This is a genomic window from Shuttleworthella sp. MSX8B (assembly GCF_000524295.1).
Taxonomy (GTDB): domain Bacteria; phylum Bacillota; class Clostridia; order Lachnospirales; family Lachnospiraceae; genus Shuttleworthia; species Shuttleworthia satelles.
Genome location: NZ_JAQT01000027.1, coordinates 37,672 through 52,306 on the forward strand (window position 1 = coordinate 37,672; position 14,635 = coordinate 52,306).

Genomic DNA, 14,635 nt, shown 5'->3' on the forward strand with positions numbered 1-14,635 from the left:
TCCTTATATTTTGTCAGCTGATACGGCATCATCAGAGAGCATGGCCGTGCCAACTCCCTTGTCGGTAAAGATCTCAAGAAGGAGGCAGTGGGCCAGTCGGCCATCCAGAATATGAACCCTGTTGACCCCGTTCTCAACCGCCTCAATACAATTGTTTATCTTGGGCAGCATCCCGCCTGTAATACAGCCGTCCTTCATCAGCTTGCGGGCCTCAGAGACGGTCAGTTCTGAGATCAGCGTCCTGGGATCATTCGAGTCCTGATAGACTCCTTCGATGTCAGTCAAAAAGGCCAGCTTCTCTGCCTGAAGCTCCCTGGCAATCGCGCAGGCAGCCGTATCCGCGTTGATATTATAGGTATCATAGTGATCGTCATACCCGATCGGGCAGACAATCGGAAGGAAATCCTTCTGCAGCAGATCCAGCAGGATCTTCGGGTGAACCTCCTTGACCTCTCCCACATAGCCGATATCCTGCCCCTTGGACAATTTCTTTGTCACCTTGAGCAGACCGCCGTCCTTGCCGGAGATTCCAACGGCGTGAACTCCCTGCTCCTCAACCATACGGACCAGTGACTTGTTGACGCGATTTAAGACCATCTCTGCGATCTCCATGGTTGGCTCATCCGTCACACGCAGACCGTTGATGAAGCTCGGCTTCATGCCGACCTTGCCGACCCAGCTGCTGATCTCCTTGCCTCCTCCATGGACAATGACAGGCTTAAATCCGACCAGCTTCAAGAGAACCACATCCTGGATGACGTCCTTTTTCAGCTCCTCATCCAGCATGGCGCTGCCGCCGTATTTAATCACAATCACCTTGCGGTTAAAGCGCTGAATATAGGGAATTGCCTCGATCAATGTCGCGGCCTTGTCCTGAATCTCTTCGATCTTCTTGTCTGAAATCGTGCCGTTTTCCATCTGTGCCTCTCTCCTCGAATCATCTCTTGCAGGTCCTATGATCGGTAGTCCGCGTTAATGGTTACATAGTCATGAGTCAGATCACAGCCCCAGGCCGTGGCCTCATGGTCTCCCTGTTTCATGTCGCAAATCGCCGTTATTTTTGGGGCGGTCAATATCTCTGTCGCTTTTGCCTCGCTGTAATCAAGGGCGAGACCGTCCTTGACCAGCTGGATTTTTCCCTTTTCAGACGAGAAATAGAGGTCTACCCGATCCGGATCGAAGTCCACGCCGGAATATCCCAGAGCGCAGAGTATGCGGCCCCAATTGGCGTCATGACCATAGATGGCCGCCTTGGTCAGAGAAGAGGTCACCACCGACTTGGCCAGAATTCTGGCCTCCGCGTCAGAGCGGGCATTTCTCACCTTGACCTCAAAGAGGCAGCTCGCCCCCTCTCCGTCCGCGGCCATCTGCCGGGCCAGAGAGCCGCAGACCGCTGACAGGGCCTTGACAAACGCCTCATAGTCCTCATTTTTCCTGTCAATTCTTCGGTTGTCTGCCTGTCCATTGGCGAGAAGCAGACATGTGTCATTGGTCGAAGTATCTCCATCCACGCTGATCATGTTGAACGTATCCGGCACAACCGTTGCCAGGGCCTGCTGCAGAAGGCTCTGCTCTATGGCGCAGTCGCTTGTGATAAAACAGAGCATGGTGCACATATCCGGATGGATCATCCCGCTGCCCTTGACCATACCGCCAATGGTCACCCTTTTCCCATCTAAAGTCAGCGTCACCGCCGCCTCCTTGGGAGAAGTGTCTGTTGTCATAATGGCTCTGGCTGCCCGATGACCGGCCACAGGGCCGGACTGAAGGTCAGAAGCCATAGCCCCGATTCCTGCGCAGATCCGATCCAGGGGCAGATCCATCCCGATCACGCCGGTAGAAGCCAGCAGAACCTCCTCCGGCGCAAGTCCGAGGGCCCTGGCGGCACAATCTGCTGTCTTCCCGCAGACCCCAAGCCCCCGCTGACCCGTGCAGGCATTGGCGATTCCCGCATTTACGACAATGGCGCGGGCTGTTCCCTTCTCCCTGACAATCCGCCTGTCCCAGAGAACCGGCGCTGCCTTGACCACATTCCTGGTAAAGACACCCGCAGCCGCGCAGGAGCTGTCAGAGACCAGCAGAGCCATATCTGCTCTCTCCTGGTACTTGATCCCCGCGGCAGTATGTCCGACGCGAAAGCCACTGGCAGCGGCAACGCCGCCCTCGATCACCTGATACATTGGCACCTCCTCTCCTGCCCTCTGACAAAACAAAGCTCTATGTCAGACCCGACTGCCCGTTAAAGCGGGTGATATTCTCCCCGTTCAGGATAAACTCATAGGAATGAATATCTTCCCTTCGACTCCAGCCCTCTTCCCGCCAGAAGGCATTGCCCAGTTCGTTGGATTGAAAGGCAATCAGAGTCACCTTATTGATGTGCTCCCTGCGCAGAGCCAGCATGGCGGCTGTCACCATGGCCCCGCCGATTCCTCTCTTGCGGCAGCTGTCAGCGACACAGACGTGATAGAAGCTTCCCTCTCTTCCATCGTGTCCGCACAGGACCGTTCCCACAATTCTCCCATCCGCCTCCGCCACAATGGAAGTCGTCGGATTCCGGCGGATAAAGCGGGCAATCCCCTCTCTGGAATCATCGATGCTTCGCAGACCGAGCCCACGGATGCTCTTCCAGAGAGCAAGAACCCGATCATAATCCTCTTCCCTCATGGTGCGAATTGTGTAATTGATCTTCGCTTCCATATTCTATCCTATTCACTCATACCATACGTTCATGTCGACATTCCCCTTGCCCTCCTGGATTCCGGGCACATGACCAGTGGAGCTATACTGCCAGAGATTGAAGCTGCCCGTGTAGTTGGTGTAGGTGTTGTAGTGAGCCAGCCAGACAGGTTCATGCAGCTGATCCGGGTGCAGCTGCTCATAGAAGAAGGACTTGCTGGCATAAATGCCCGACCGGTAGCCCTCCTGCTCCACTCTGCGGTAAAAGGCCAGGGCTGCCGCTGTAGCTGTGTCCTTGGAGATGTGCGCCAGGGCCAGACGGCCGCTGGTCGTCGTATAGTATTCATAGTCCATGAAGACCGGCAGGTCTAAGGACACGCCTGACTTCTTCACGACGTCGACTGCGTACCTGGCCTCTTCTTCGCCCTCTCTCTCATTGAGAGCCTGAGAATAGAAGTAAACGCCGACCTTGATCCCGGCCGCCTTGGCCTCGCGCAGATTTTCAAGGGCATAGGGATCGCCGCCCAGAGCGCCGCTCTCGACTCCCCGGTATCCCACGCGGATAATAGCGAACTCGACTCCGGCCTTCTTTACCTCTTTCCAGTCGATCTTGCCATTGTGCTTTGAGACATCGATTCCCAGGTGCTTTTTGGCATTGGCAAACCTGTCCTGATGCTTTAATTTCTTAAACTCATCATAGGCGATGGAATTGCGGTTTACATCTTCATTGTCCCAGACGACGTCGGAGAGGACGAAGCTCTGCCCCTTGTTTTGATTCCAGGACCACTGCTGGACATTCGCTCCGCTGTAAGCACGGCCTTCAGGAACGTCCAGGGCCTTCGAGGACGCCATATTGATAAAGGTATAGGATCCTCCCTCCATCTCGTGGATAATCCACTTCTGTGCCAGGGAATCGTTGCTCGCGTACTGCTGGACATTGGCCCCGTTCGCGTGGCTGGCGGCCGCGACCTCTAAGACCTTCCCGGAATGCACATTCGTCAGCGTGTAGTAACCGCGCGGATCATACTGAACCTTAAAGCGCTGGGCATCCGTGTTGTTGATGGCGTAGAGACCCGCATTGGCTCCGCTCTCCATAGAGGCCCCGCTGATGTCGACCACCTGTCCCGGATTGTTATAGGCATGAAAGCGATAAGTGGATCCATCCGCCAGGCTCCTGGCATCTGTCTTCTCCAGGCGAAATATCTGAGCCCTGCTGCCGTTCCAGTCGCAGACCTGCAGATTGCCTCCATTCCTCGTGTCCGCCGCGAAGAGATCCAGGACAGCGGCGCGGTTATGAGCGGCCAAAAGCCAGACGCGTCCGTTTCCTGCATCCGCCAGATAAAAGCGCTGATTAACACTGTCGTCATTTTCCCTGAGGAAGACATTGGCTCCGCTCTGTCCTCCTCCGTCATAGGTGACCACCTTGCCGGACTGGGCCGATGTGATCCGATAGCTTCCGTCCGCATTTTTGCTGAAGATGAAGCGCTGTGCCCTGCTTCCATTCCCATCGTAGATCTGCAGGTTGCAGCCATCCTCCATGCTTCCCCCTGGCAGATCCGCGACCTTGCGGTCGTTGACGGCAGAATGCATTTCATAGACCCCGTCCTCTGCGTCGGCGACTTTTGGCGCGTCAATCAGGGTGAATTTCTGATGCATGCCCCCGCTGTAATCCCAGAGCTGAACATTGGTTCCGTTTGCTGTCTTCCGCTCCGCCAGATCTAAAACCTTGTTGGACAGGGCGGAGATAATACGGTAATAGCCATCGACAGTGACATCCACCTTCCAGCGCTGGGCCAGGCTGTCGTTGCTGTCATAGAGCTGGACATTGGCCCCGTTTTCACGGCTGGCTCCGGATACATCCAAAACCCTCCCGGTTGTCGCGCTATAGATCGTGTAGGTTCCATCCCCATGATACATAAAGGTGTAGCGCTGAGCCGCCGAGTCATTGCGGTCATAGAGGCTGACATTTGCTCCCTGTCTGCCGTCCGCGGATGGAATGTCCAGAACCTTTTTCTCATTCATGGCGGAAGCGATCAGATAGGTTCCGTTGTCCAGAAACTGATGAGGAGCGACTCCATTGCTCTGCGAATCCGCCGTCCGACGCAGATAAAACGTCTGCACGCCGGCCGCGCCCAGGCGATTCAGCTGCACATTGCTTCCGTTCGCCAGCGAAGTCCCCCTTATGGTCAGGTATTTGCCGGAAAGCTTTGAGACAAAACGGTAGAGTCCCCCGCCCAGGAATTCCGCCTTCCAGAGCTGCGCGTCGCTGCCATTGTCGTCATAGATCTGAACATTGGCCCCCTCCTCCCTGGAGGCGGAAGCGACATCCAGCACCCGCTCCGTCAGCTCCGTATAGATGCTGTAGCAGCCATTTCCCCGGTAGACAAATCGATACTGCTGGGCCTTGGTATTATTCTTGTCATAGACCTGCACATTGGTCCCCTTGTCGGCATTGCCCGCCGGAAGATCAAGAACCTTGCTGTGGTCGCCAGACGCGGCAATATAGTAGCTTCCATTCTCAAGGACCTGACCGGGAGCCTTCTCTGAGACGGCCGTCAGACGGAATTTCTGGGCGCTGCTCCCGTTGTGCTGATATACCTGTACATTGGTCCCGTTTTTGGTCTTGCCGCCGGCAAGATTCAAAAAGAGCCCAGACCCTACATTAAGCATCTGATAGAAGCCATCCGACGTCTTCTTGAGAATCCACCGCTGGGCGTCTGTCTCATTTCTCTCATACACATCGACATTGGAGCCATTCTCCCTGCCGGCATACTGAACCTCTAAAAGACGTCCGCTCAACACGGATCGGATGGTATAGTAACCCTCCGGATGATAGGTCAGGAGAAAGCGCTGGGCCTCGCTCCCATTCTTCCGATACAACTGCACATTTGCCCCATTGTCCCGGTTGCCTCCGGCGATGTCAAGAACCTGGTCCTTGTCGACGGCTGACGCGATTACATATTCCCCGTTGCCGATAACATAGCCCTTGTTGGGCACGGGATAGGTATCTTGAGCCTTACCCGACACAGCGGAAGCGCTTGCGTACAGGGCATTGGCCGACCGCGCGAGCCTCTTTTGGCCGACTTTATCCTCTGCCGAGCCCTTTTTGTCAGCTTTATCCTCTGCCGCCTGCGCAGAATTGCTCTGACCTTCTTCGGTCCCGGTCGATTCCCCGGTTGCTTTGGTCTCTGATTTCGCCTCTGATTTGTCCTCTGCTTTCGCGCTCTCCTCTTTTATTTCAGAATCCGCGCCCTCTTTGGCGAGCGAACTTACTTCCTCATCCTTCGACGTCTTCTTTTCCTCGATCAGCTGGCTGGAATACGTTGCGGACGCGTCAAGCAGGAGCTGATTCTTCCCGGCCGCCTTCTCGGACTGCTGCCCTGCGTCGGTCCTCTTTCCTCCCTGTGCCCCGGTCTGCTGATCAGCGTCGTCTATCTTTTCGCTCTGCTGATCAAGGCTGGCCACGCTCACCTTCTCTTCTTTTACTTCCGCGGCGTCGACCTCATGTCCCGCGCTCAAACCAATCAGACCGACAGCAAAAGTCGCCGCCATTACCTTTGTTGTTGTCTTCACTCTTTCTCCCTGATTAGAAATACTTCAAAAATCAACTTCTCGTATTATAGAGGATGAAAGCTCTGCCTGTCCTCCTCTATCCTGCACAAAATCATCCCACTCTATGAAGATCCTATGAATTTTTATTCCGGGGCTCTTCAGGCCTGCTTATCTTACACCTGTCTCTGCCCTCTTTACAAGTTCTCTCTGCATATTCTTGCATTTTCACCAAATTTTTCTATCCGTATTTCTTCTTGTCATTTCATGAATTCGTCATTTTACGCTCAAAATATGTATTTTTATTCTTAAAATATGTATATTTTTACACTTGCTTGATCCGCTGATTTTCCTGTATATTTAGTTCAGTTCAAAAGAAAAAGCTGTCAAGAAAGGACATGTATCATGGCGAAAGACAAGGTTGTTCTCGCGTACTCCGGCGGTCTGGATACGACCGCAATCATCCCCTGGCTCAAGGAGAACTACGGCTACGAGGTCATCTGCTGCTGCGTTGACTGCGGTCAGGGAGAAGAGCTGGACGGACTGGAAGAGAGAGCCCGCTACTGCGGCGCGTCCAAGCTCTATATTGAGGATATCACCGACTCCTTCGCTGAGGACTACATCATCCCCTGCGTTATGGCCGACGCGGTCTATGAGAATAAATATCTTCTGGGTACCTCCATGGCGCGCCCCGGCATCGCCAAAAAACTGGTTGAGATCGCCCGCAAGGAGGACGCCGTCGCCATCTGTCATGGCGCCACCGGCAAGGGCAACGATCAGATCCGCTTTGAGCTCTCCATCAAGGCTCTGGCCCCTGACATCGAGATCATTGCCCCCTGGCGTGATGACAAGTGGACCCTGGAGTCCCGTCAGGACGAGATCGACTATTGCAAGGCCCACGGCATTGACCTCCCCTTTGACGTTGACGAGTCCTACAGCCGCGACCGCAATCTCTGGCATATCTCTCACGAGGGGCTGGAGCTGGAGGATCCTTCTCTGGAGCCGGATTACAAGCACCTTCTGGTTCTGTCCAAGACCCCTCAGGAGGCTCCCGATGAAGCGGAGGAAGTGACTATGACCTTCGAGGCCGGCGTTCCCACCTCTGTCAATGGAAGGCAGATGAAAGCGGCCGACATCATTCGTGAGCTCAACCGTCTGGGCGGCAAGCACGGCATCGGCATCATTGACATCGTGGAAAACCGGGTGGTCGGCATGAAATCCCGCGGCGTCTATGAGACTCCCGGCGGCACCATTCTGATGGAAGCTCACCGCCAGCTCGAGGAGCTCTGCATCGACCGCGCCACCATGGAGGAAAAGAAGAATATCGGCAACAAGCTGGCTCAGGTCGTCTACGAGGGCAAGTGGTTCACTCCTCTCTCCGAGGCCCTGCGCGCCTTCGTACTCTCCACCCAGACCTATGTGACCGGCCAGGTCAAGTTCAGGCTCTACAAGGGCAATATCATCAAGGCCGGTACGACTTCCCCCTACTCCCTCTACTCTGAGTCACTGGCCTCCTTCACCACCGGCGACCAGTATGACCACCATGACGCCCAGGGCTTCATCACCCTCTTCGGCCTCCCCCTGAAGGTTCGCGCCCAGATGCTCGAGCATGTGGAGAAGAAGGCCAAGTCCAAGTAAAAGAGGGCCAGGTCCAGGTAAAAGCGCTTAACCTTTTATGAGGAGCATGGTATAAGTGACTCTGCTTCTATTTGCTCGGAGGGCGAGTTGTTCAGAGAAACAACAGCCTTCGTATGTGATCAGGTTTGAACCGCACCGGGCTTTTTTATATAATATACGTGTGCGGGCGCAGGTTCTGCGCCTGTATTCATCACAGGGGAGGTTGTTATGTGAATACCTCATAGGGGGCATCAATGGATACTTTTTCTCTGACGATCTGTGATGACGATAAAATAACTCACGAAGTTGTTGCGAAATATCTGCTCAAATTTTATAAAAAGAGAAATGTCGAGCTGCAGCTGCAGCATTTTTATAATGCCAAAACACTTCTCTCTCATGCCGAGGATCAGCAGACGGTCCTGATGGATATTGATATGCCCGAAACAGACGGTATTGCGGCATCTGAAAAACTGACCCTGCTCAATCCAAATGTGAATATTATCATGCTGACTTCAAAGCGAGAGCGTTTCAAGGACGCTTTCCGGATTGGGGCCACCCGTTTCGTCACCAAACCCATCGAACTCTCTGAGCTGTATGAGGCTGTAGAGAGCGCGCGCAAAAAACAGAGGACCTTCCCCGACCTGCTTGTAGAAGTAAACGGCCGCCAGTGGAAGATCAATCAAAAAAAGCTCTATATGGCTGAGGCATACCGCAATAAGACAATCCTGTATCTGAAAGACCGAAATATCTCTGTCAATCTCACCTTAAAAAATCTGGAAGCCAGGTTATGCCCTGACTTATTTCTCAGGGTACATAAGAGCTTTCTGGTTAATATGACGCATGTCGCCGATATTCAGGATCGGGTGATCACCTTAAGCAACGGCATACGGGCCATGGTATCCTTTCGCAGAGAAACGGACGTCAAAAAGAAGCTCTTTGAGAATGAAGCATACTGGGGGTAACTGATGCAATATGTGGAGTCGGGAGCAATATTGCTATTGACTGTTTTTGAATATCTGTCCTTCTTTTACACCTTCTTTGAGAAACGAAGGTTCCGCAAAAAAACAATAAGAGATCTTCCAGTCACTGCCGCCCTGCTGGTTTCCTTTTTTCTGGCCATAACGCGCTGCCATCGCCTTTCTCAGCTTCTGATCGCCGGAATGATCCTGGGTGCCTTCTGCATTTATTTCTTCCTGATCATTGATTTTAAGACCTTTTTTCAGCTCTTTATCGTCGCCTTCCCAATTTTGGAGATTGCCGGCTCACTCATCCGGTACATATGTAATATCGTCGGCGTGCGGGATGATATCGGAAAGACCCTTCTGACTCTGGCGATCATCGTATCGATGATATGGGGACTTTATGTTGCAAAGCTTAAACAGATGCTTCCGAACAGCTTTATCCTCCCCCTGAAATTCAACTGCATCTATGCCATGCTCCTGTTTGTGATTACTGTCCTCTACTCTTTTTTCACCTCATTTATCGAGAAAAATTATACGGGGCACATATTGTGGCTGGGGCAGATTCTGCTGGTCCTTGGCGGCATCATCATCCTGTACTCCTCATTTTTTATCATCTACTATATCAACGCGAAGAGGCGGTCCGATTACGAGCGCTTCGTGACCGAAAAATACATTGAGCAGCAGCGCATCTACTTTGAGCAGCTGCTGGAAAAAGAGAAGGAAACCCGCCAGTATCGGCATGACACCATCGCTCAGCTGGTGCAGATACAGTATTACCTTGAACATCAGGAAATCCATACCGCGAGGTCATTTACCAGGGAAATGCTGGATGAGATCACAAATATCAGCCGGCAAAATATCGATATCGGCAATGAAATAGTCAACACCATGCTCAACTACTATCTTGCCCCATTGAAAGCGCGAAAATACAAAATCAACATCAAGGGCTTTATGAAAGAGGAGCTTCAAGTCAGCGGCCGCGACCTCTGCATCATCGTGTCAAACCTCCTGAAAAACGCGGTTGAAGCAGTCGAGGTCATGAATCCGGACGAGGGCTTCATAGATATCGAAATATACTCCAGACAGACGACCTGGTATATGAAGGTCATAAACAGCACAAGCAATCAGCAGATCAGCGCGACGACCAAGGCCGATACCGAAAACCACGGCTTCGGACTCTCAAACATCCGCAGATCGGTCGAAAAATATGAGGGGCTTTTTCACACCAATATCAAGGACGGTGTGTTCACAGCAGAGGTATGGCTGAGGGCATAAGCACAAGTATGACTGAGAGCCTGATGCGGTCAGACGTTTAGCACGATTTTTTAACGTTCGCCTTTTCTCAAGAGAAAAAAAGATCCCCTCTCTGTAAAATAAAAGCGTAACAGGAAATACGCATATTTAGGTAAGGAGGGATCATCATGTTTTTAAGCTGTCTTATTGATGTTATTTTGGGACTCTTGCACTGATTACTTTTGAATGTAACGTTATTGAGCAATACCATTGAGCATTCCACACACCGCGTACTGAAGAGTACGCGGTGCTTTTCATTCTTTGACAGGCGCGGGCGATTGTTCCCTTTCTCTGACGCAGGCTCACTGACATTTTTTACCTGTTAAACATCACTCTTTCACTGTTAAACATCTTCGCCAGCCCCATTGTCATAAGAATCACACAGACAATATTGCTGATCGTCGCCACTACACAGTTGACCGCGCAAAAGTCCTTTGCGAAGATCGCGGTCAGACACTGCACGCTGTTAAAAAGAGGAATCACATACATTGCTGTTGTCGTCTCCGTGTATGGAATAAACATTCCCGAAAAGCCAATCATGATAACCGCAAATGTCAGGGGCGCGATGCTTGTGCTCGCCTCCCTGATCGATCTCGCGTTTGCTGAAATCAGGCAGGTTATGGCAATCATGACAAGAATGGTCGAGAGAACAACAAGCAGAAGGAAAAAATAATCCCTCCCCCCGTACATGGACGCCTTTACCTGATCACTGCCAAAGATCTTCGGCATGGACAAAATGATTGCCAGGCAGCTGAAGAGCCCGCTTGCCATAGCCAGAATGCCAAGTGACAGGATCTTTCCTATGGCGAGATCCGACCGCTTCACCGGCGTTACAAGCAAGGTTGTAATCGTTCCCCGCTCTTTTTCTCCGGCAATCGAATCCGGCGCCAGAGACATACACACGCTGAACAGGATTGTCATAATCAGCATCGGCAAAAGACCCGAAAGCGTCTTCGCGATGCCGTTCTCATCACTTGCCAGATCATATTGGCCTCCCCCGGCATTGATATCCAGAGCATTGAAAAGGGAGGACTCATAGCTGTTAAAATAAGACTGCAGATATGCGTAGGCCGCCTTGCTCTTGTCATTGCCCGAATTATAGTAGATGCTGATCTCTTCCGCTTTTGTTGGCCGCCCTTCCTTTATCGCCTTCATGCTGCTGTCAAACGTATCTGAGAAAACAACTGCCGCGTCTAATTTTTCGCTCCTGACCTGAGATTGATACTCCTTTAACTGACCGGCCTCTCCCACGCTTTCCATCTCAACATTTTTCAGGCTTTTTAGTGTGGACAGGCTCTCCGGCAGATGGTACACAGCGACATGGTAGCTTGTCTCCTCCTTTTTCTCGCTGCCATTGATATAAGCTCCCAGTAAGCTGTACATCAGAAAGATCATAATCCCCGGCATGAATACGGATACAAACAAGAGCCTCTTATCCGTGACAAAACGGGTCAGTTCCTTTTTAATAATCGCATTGATATTCTTAAGTCTCATCGCCCACCTCATTTAAATAAATTTCAAAAAAGACCTCCTCCAGACTCTTTTCCCTGGTCAGACTCTCCAGAGTCCCCTCTCTGACCAGCCTTCCCTTCATGATAAAGCCGACCCGGTCGGCCAGCTTTTCTACCAGGTCAAAAATATGCGTTGAAATAATAATGGTCTTCCCACGAGCCTTTTCTTCCCGCAGAAAATCCATAACTGTTCGCGCGGTAATCACATCTAATCCGTTTGTCGGCTCATCAAAAATAATAATTTCCGGATCGTGAACCAGAGAGATTGCGATGGAGACCTTCTGCTTCATTCCGGTAGACAAATCGGCGACCTTACTCTCCGCGAATCGACTGATCCCAAATCGCTCAAAGAGCTTATTCTTTCTCTCATCTCTTGTTTTCGCGGGCACATGATTCAATTCCGAGAAAAAATCAAAGAGATAATTCGGAGTGAAATAATCCTCTAATTTCAGTTCAGATGTGAGAAAACCGATCTGTGCGCGCACCGCCTCCGGCTCCTTTTCGACACTGCTTCCATTGATACTGCAGTCTCCCCTGTCCGCTTTTATCAGCGCGGACAGAATGCGCAGGCTGGTTGTTTTGCCCGCGCCATTGGGTCCCAGCAGGGCATAGATTTCTCCCCGGTTCGCCTTAAAGCTCAAACCTGACAGGGCGATTTTTTCCCTGCTTTTGCTTCGATCCAGCCGCTGCTGCTTCCGCGAAATCCTGTATTTCTTTTCTAAATCCTGTGCTACAACGATAGCTTCCATACGAATATTCCCTTCTCTTTTGGTCAGCCCTTTCTGCCGTATTTGGCGAAGACAATGATAATCATGATTACCACTAAAACCGCGCTCGCGATTAACACCTTTGTATTCCTCAAGAGCAAATTCACCAGCACAATCAACACAAGCAAAAAAGCAAGCAATCCCTGATTCACCTTTCATCCTCCTTATCAAACTCTTATTTCTTAAACTCTTATTTTGCCAGATAGCCTCCGTCAACCGCCAGAGCCTGTCCTGTGATCATAGACGCCCTGTCGCTCACGAAAAACAAAACCGCATTGGCAACATCTTCAGCCGTCGCGTATCTTCTCAGTGGTATTTCCCGCATATAAGTCCTGTACCTGCCGGATTGCATCAGCATCTGCTCATTTTTTTCTGTGAGCACAAAAGTGGGAAGCACACTGTTAACCCGTATTCCATACTCCGCCCACTCCAGGCACAGGGCGCGCGTTAAATTAATTAATCCCGCCTTGCTGGCGCAATAGGGGGCGCGCTGCAGATTCGCGACCTCTCCGTGCTGAGACGCGATATTTACAATGGCTCCTCCTTTCCCCTCCATCATCAGTTTCCCGATACACTGGCTCATAAAAAATGCCCCCTTTAAATTCACCCCTAAGATATGATCCCAGTTTTCCTCAGTGACATCTCTGGCGTATCCCAGGTAGTTAATTCCCGCATTATTGACCAGAATTTCCGGAACCAGCCCTCTCTCGCTTATTTTTCTTCCGAGAGAACGAATCTCTTCAACTTTGCTAATGTCACAGGAGAGAAAAATATATCGATCGCCAAATTCACGGCCTACCCTCTCTATGAAGGCCTCCTCTTCTCGAACCGCCTTGTCTAAGTCTGTCCCTATGACCAGGGCTCCTTCTCTTAAAAACATCCGGGTCATTGTCTGCCCAATCGCGCCGAGCGCGCCGGTGATTACGCTCACCTTCTTCTCCAATAACATGGTTCGCCCCCTTATCCGATGCTCCCAATCACCTTGTCGAGCGCTCTGACAGCTCTGGCTATCTCCTCTTTCGTGAGCTCGTAGGCTGGCATCAGCATCAGCCCGGCAGTCCTGCCGGGACATTGAAAGATATACAGGAGCATTCCCTGCCGCAGCGCAAAGGACTCCAGCAGATTGAGTTCATCCATGGATACCGGCTTTCCCTCATTATCCACCAGATCAATCGCAATCATAAGCCCCTGTATCCTGATCTCTCTGACATGGGGCTGACCTTGTCTTAAGACCTCTAATAATTTCCTCCATTGATCCGATTGCCGGTTAATTGTTCTGATCATCTTCTCATCAATCAGCCGAAGGGTCTCGCACCCGATCGCGCAGGCAATCGGATTTCCGTTCTGTGTCGAAAAATGATTGATATACTCCTTCTTTGACGCGTACGCGTCTGCTATTCTCCTGTTGATCAGCACGGCCCCCATTGGCATAATCCCATTCGTGACCGCCTTCGAAAGACATAGAAGATCCGGTTTTACAGAAAACTTCTCAGACGCGAATTTACAGCCGGTTCGGCCGAATCCTGTAGCGACCTCATCCGCAATCAGGACAACCCCATATCGCCTGACCAGATCAAAGAGCCTTGTCTGATACCAGTCCGGCAGGCTGATAATCCCGCCCGATCCCATAACCGGCTCCAGGAGGACTGCGGCGACATCTTGCTCCCGAAAATTTTTCTCCAGGTCCTTCAGATACTCTTCTCTCTCTTTCTCTTCCTTCTCAGCGCCATTGATTCCCGGGAAAAACGGCGTTCGTAAGAATCGGACTCCTTCCATCAGCGGAGCGTATTCCACCGTCTCCTTTACCATACCGCTGACAGACATAGCCGCACAGGTCGTTCCGTGATAGGACATGTCAAAGGACAATATCACCTTCCTTTCCGGCTGCCCGCTGATATGCATATATTTTCGGGCGATTTTCACTGCGCACTCCACCGCCTCAGAACCTGAGCAGGCATAGACCAGCCTGACAAATCCCCCGCCCGCGTAATCAATCATTTCATCCGCGAACTGGTCTGTTTTGGGCGATGACGCGCTGATCAGGTTGACATAGTGCAGGGTATGGCACTGCTCCGCAATGATCCTCTCATATTGCCGCAGGCCATAGCCCAGGGGCACATTCCACAGTCCGCTGTTCAAATCAAGGTATCTCCGCCCGTTTTCATCCAGGACATAGCTTCCCTCTCCTCTTTGGATGAGAATACTCTGGCTCTGTTTGTTCACATTGGACAAAGGATAGATCACACTGTTTTTTGCCATA

Annotated in this window: 12 protein-coding genes; 3 read left to right on the plus strand and 9 right to left on the minus strand. The window is 51.6% G+C overall.

The features are described 5' to 3' along the window. Positions 1-3: 3 nt before the first annotated feature. The 4 genes from argB to HMPREF1508_RS06510 are packed head-to-tail and all read right to left on the minus strand — an operon-like array spanning position 4 to position 6,249. Positions 4-918 carry an acetylglutamate kinase gene (gene argB, locus HMPREF1508_RS06495; RefSeq protein WP_006905409.1) on the minus strand — a complete coding sequence of 305 codons (915 nt, stop codon included), beginning with the start codon at positions 916-918 and terminating at the stop codon, positions 4-6. 35 nt (positions 919-953) lie between these two features. Next, positions 954-2,180, minus strand: a complete 1,227-nt coding sequence (gene argJ, locus HMPREF1508_RS06500; RefSeq protein WP_044960533.1) for a bifunctional glutamate N-acetyltransferase/amino-acid acetyltransferase ArgJ — start codon at positions 2,178-2,180, stop codon at positions 954-956. A gap of 37 nt (positions 2,181-2,217) precedes the next feature. After that, on the minus strand, positions 2,218-2,697 hold the full coding sequence (locus HMPREF1508_RS06505) for a GNAT family N-acetyltransferase (RefSeq protein ID WP_044960534.1): 480 nt from the start codon (positions 2,695-2,697) through the stop codon (positions 2,218-2,220). 12 nt (positions 2,698-2,709) lie between these two features. After that, entirely contained in the window at positions 2,710-6,249 is a 3,540-nt protein-coding gene (locus HMPREF1508_RS06510; RefSeq protein WP_044960535.1) for an RICIN domain-containing protein, read from the minus strand. A gap of 381 nt (positions 6,250-6,630) precedes the next feature. On the opposite strand from HMPREF1508_RS06510, the gene HMPREF1508_RS06515 reads away from it, so the two are divergent. From HMPREF1508_RS06515 to HMPREF1508_RS06525, 3 genes are all read left to right on the plus strand, one after another. Then, on the plus strand, positions 6,631-7,863 hold the full coding sequence (locus tag HMPREF1508_RS06515; RefSeq protein WP_044960536.1) for an argininosuccinate synthase: 1,233 nt from the start codon (positions 6,631-6,633) through the stop codon (positions 7,861-7,863). A gap of 233 nt (positions 7,864-8,096) precedes the next feature. Beyond that, positions 8,097-8,804, plus strand: a complete 708-nt coding sequence (locus HMPREF1508_RS06520; RefSeq protein WP_044960537.1) for a LytR/AlgR family response regulator transcription factor — start codon at positions 8,097-8,099, stop codon at positions 8,802-8,804. A gap of 36 nt (positions 8,805-8,840) precedes the next feature. Further along, positions 8,841-10,079: a GHKL domain-containing protein gene (locus HMPREF1508_RS06525; RefSeq protein ID WP_044960538.1), complete on the plus strand. Its 1,239-nt coding sequence runs from the start codon at positions 8,841-8,843 to the stop codon at positions 10,077-10,079. A gap of 333 nt (positions 10,080-10,412) precedes the next feature. Here the strand turns inward: HMPREF1508_RS06525 and HMPREF1508_RS06530 are convergent, their stop codons facing one another. From HMPREF1508_RS06530 to HMPREF1508_RS06545, 5 genes are read right to left on the minus strand one after another with little or no spacing between them, the layout of a single operon-like run. Continuing rightward, entirely contained in the window at positions 10,413-11,591 is a 1,179-nt protein-coding gene (locus HMPREF1508_RS06530; protein ID WP_044960539.1) for an ABC transporter permease, read from the minus strand. Continuing rightward, positions 11,581-12,357 carry an ABC transporter ATP-binding protein gene (locus tag HMPREF1508_RS06535; protein ID WP_084640276.1) on the minus strand — a complete coding sequence of 259 codons (777 nt, stop codon included), beginning with the start codon at positions 12,355-12,357 and terminating at the stop codon, positions 11,581-11,583. The genes HMPREF1508_RS06530 and HMPREF1508_RS06535 overlap by 11 nt, the downstream gene beginning before the upstream one ends. Before the next feature lie 23 nt (positions 12,358-12,380). Continuing rightward, a complete protein-coding gene (locus HMPREF1508_RS10225; protein WP_156923198.1) occupies positions 12,381-12,527 on the minus strand; it encodes a hypothetical protein in 147 nt (48 codons plus the stop codon). 38 nt (positions 12,528-12,565) lie between these two features. After that, positions 12,566-13,324 (minus strand): SDR family NAD(P)-dependent oxidoreductase, encoded by a 759-nt coding sequence (locus tag HMPREF1508_RS06540; RefSeq protein ID WP_044960540.1) that lies wholly within the window; start codon positions 13,322-13,324, stop codon positions 12,566-12,568. 11 nt (positions 13,325-13,335) lie between these two features. Next, positions 13,336-14,634 carry an aminotransferase family protein gene (locus tag HMPREF1508_RS06545; protein WP_044960543.1) on the minus strand — a complete coding sequence of 433 codons (1,299 nt, stop codon included), beginning with the start codon at positions 14,632-14,634 and terminating at the stop codon, positions 13,336-13,338. Position 14,635 lies beyond the last annotated feature (1 nt).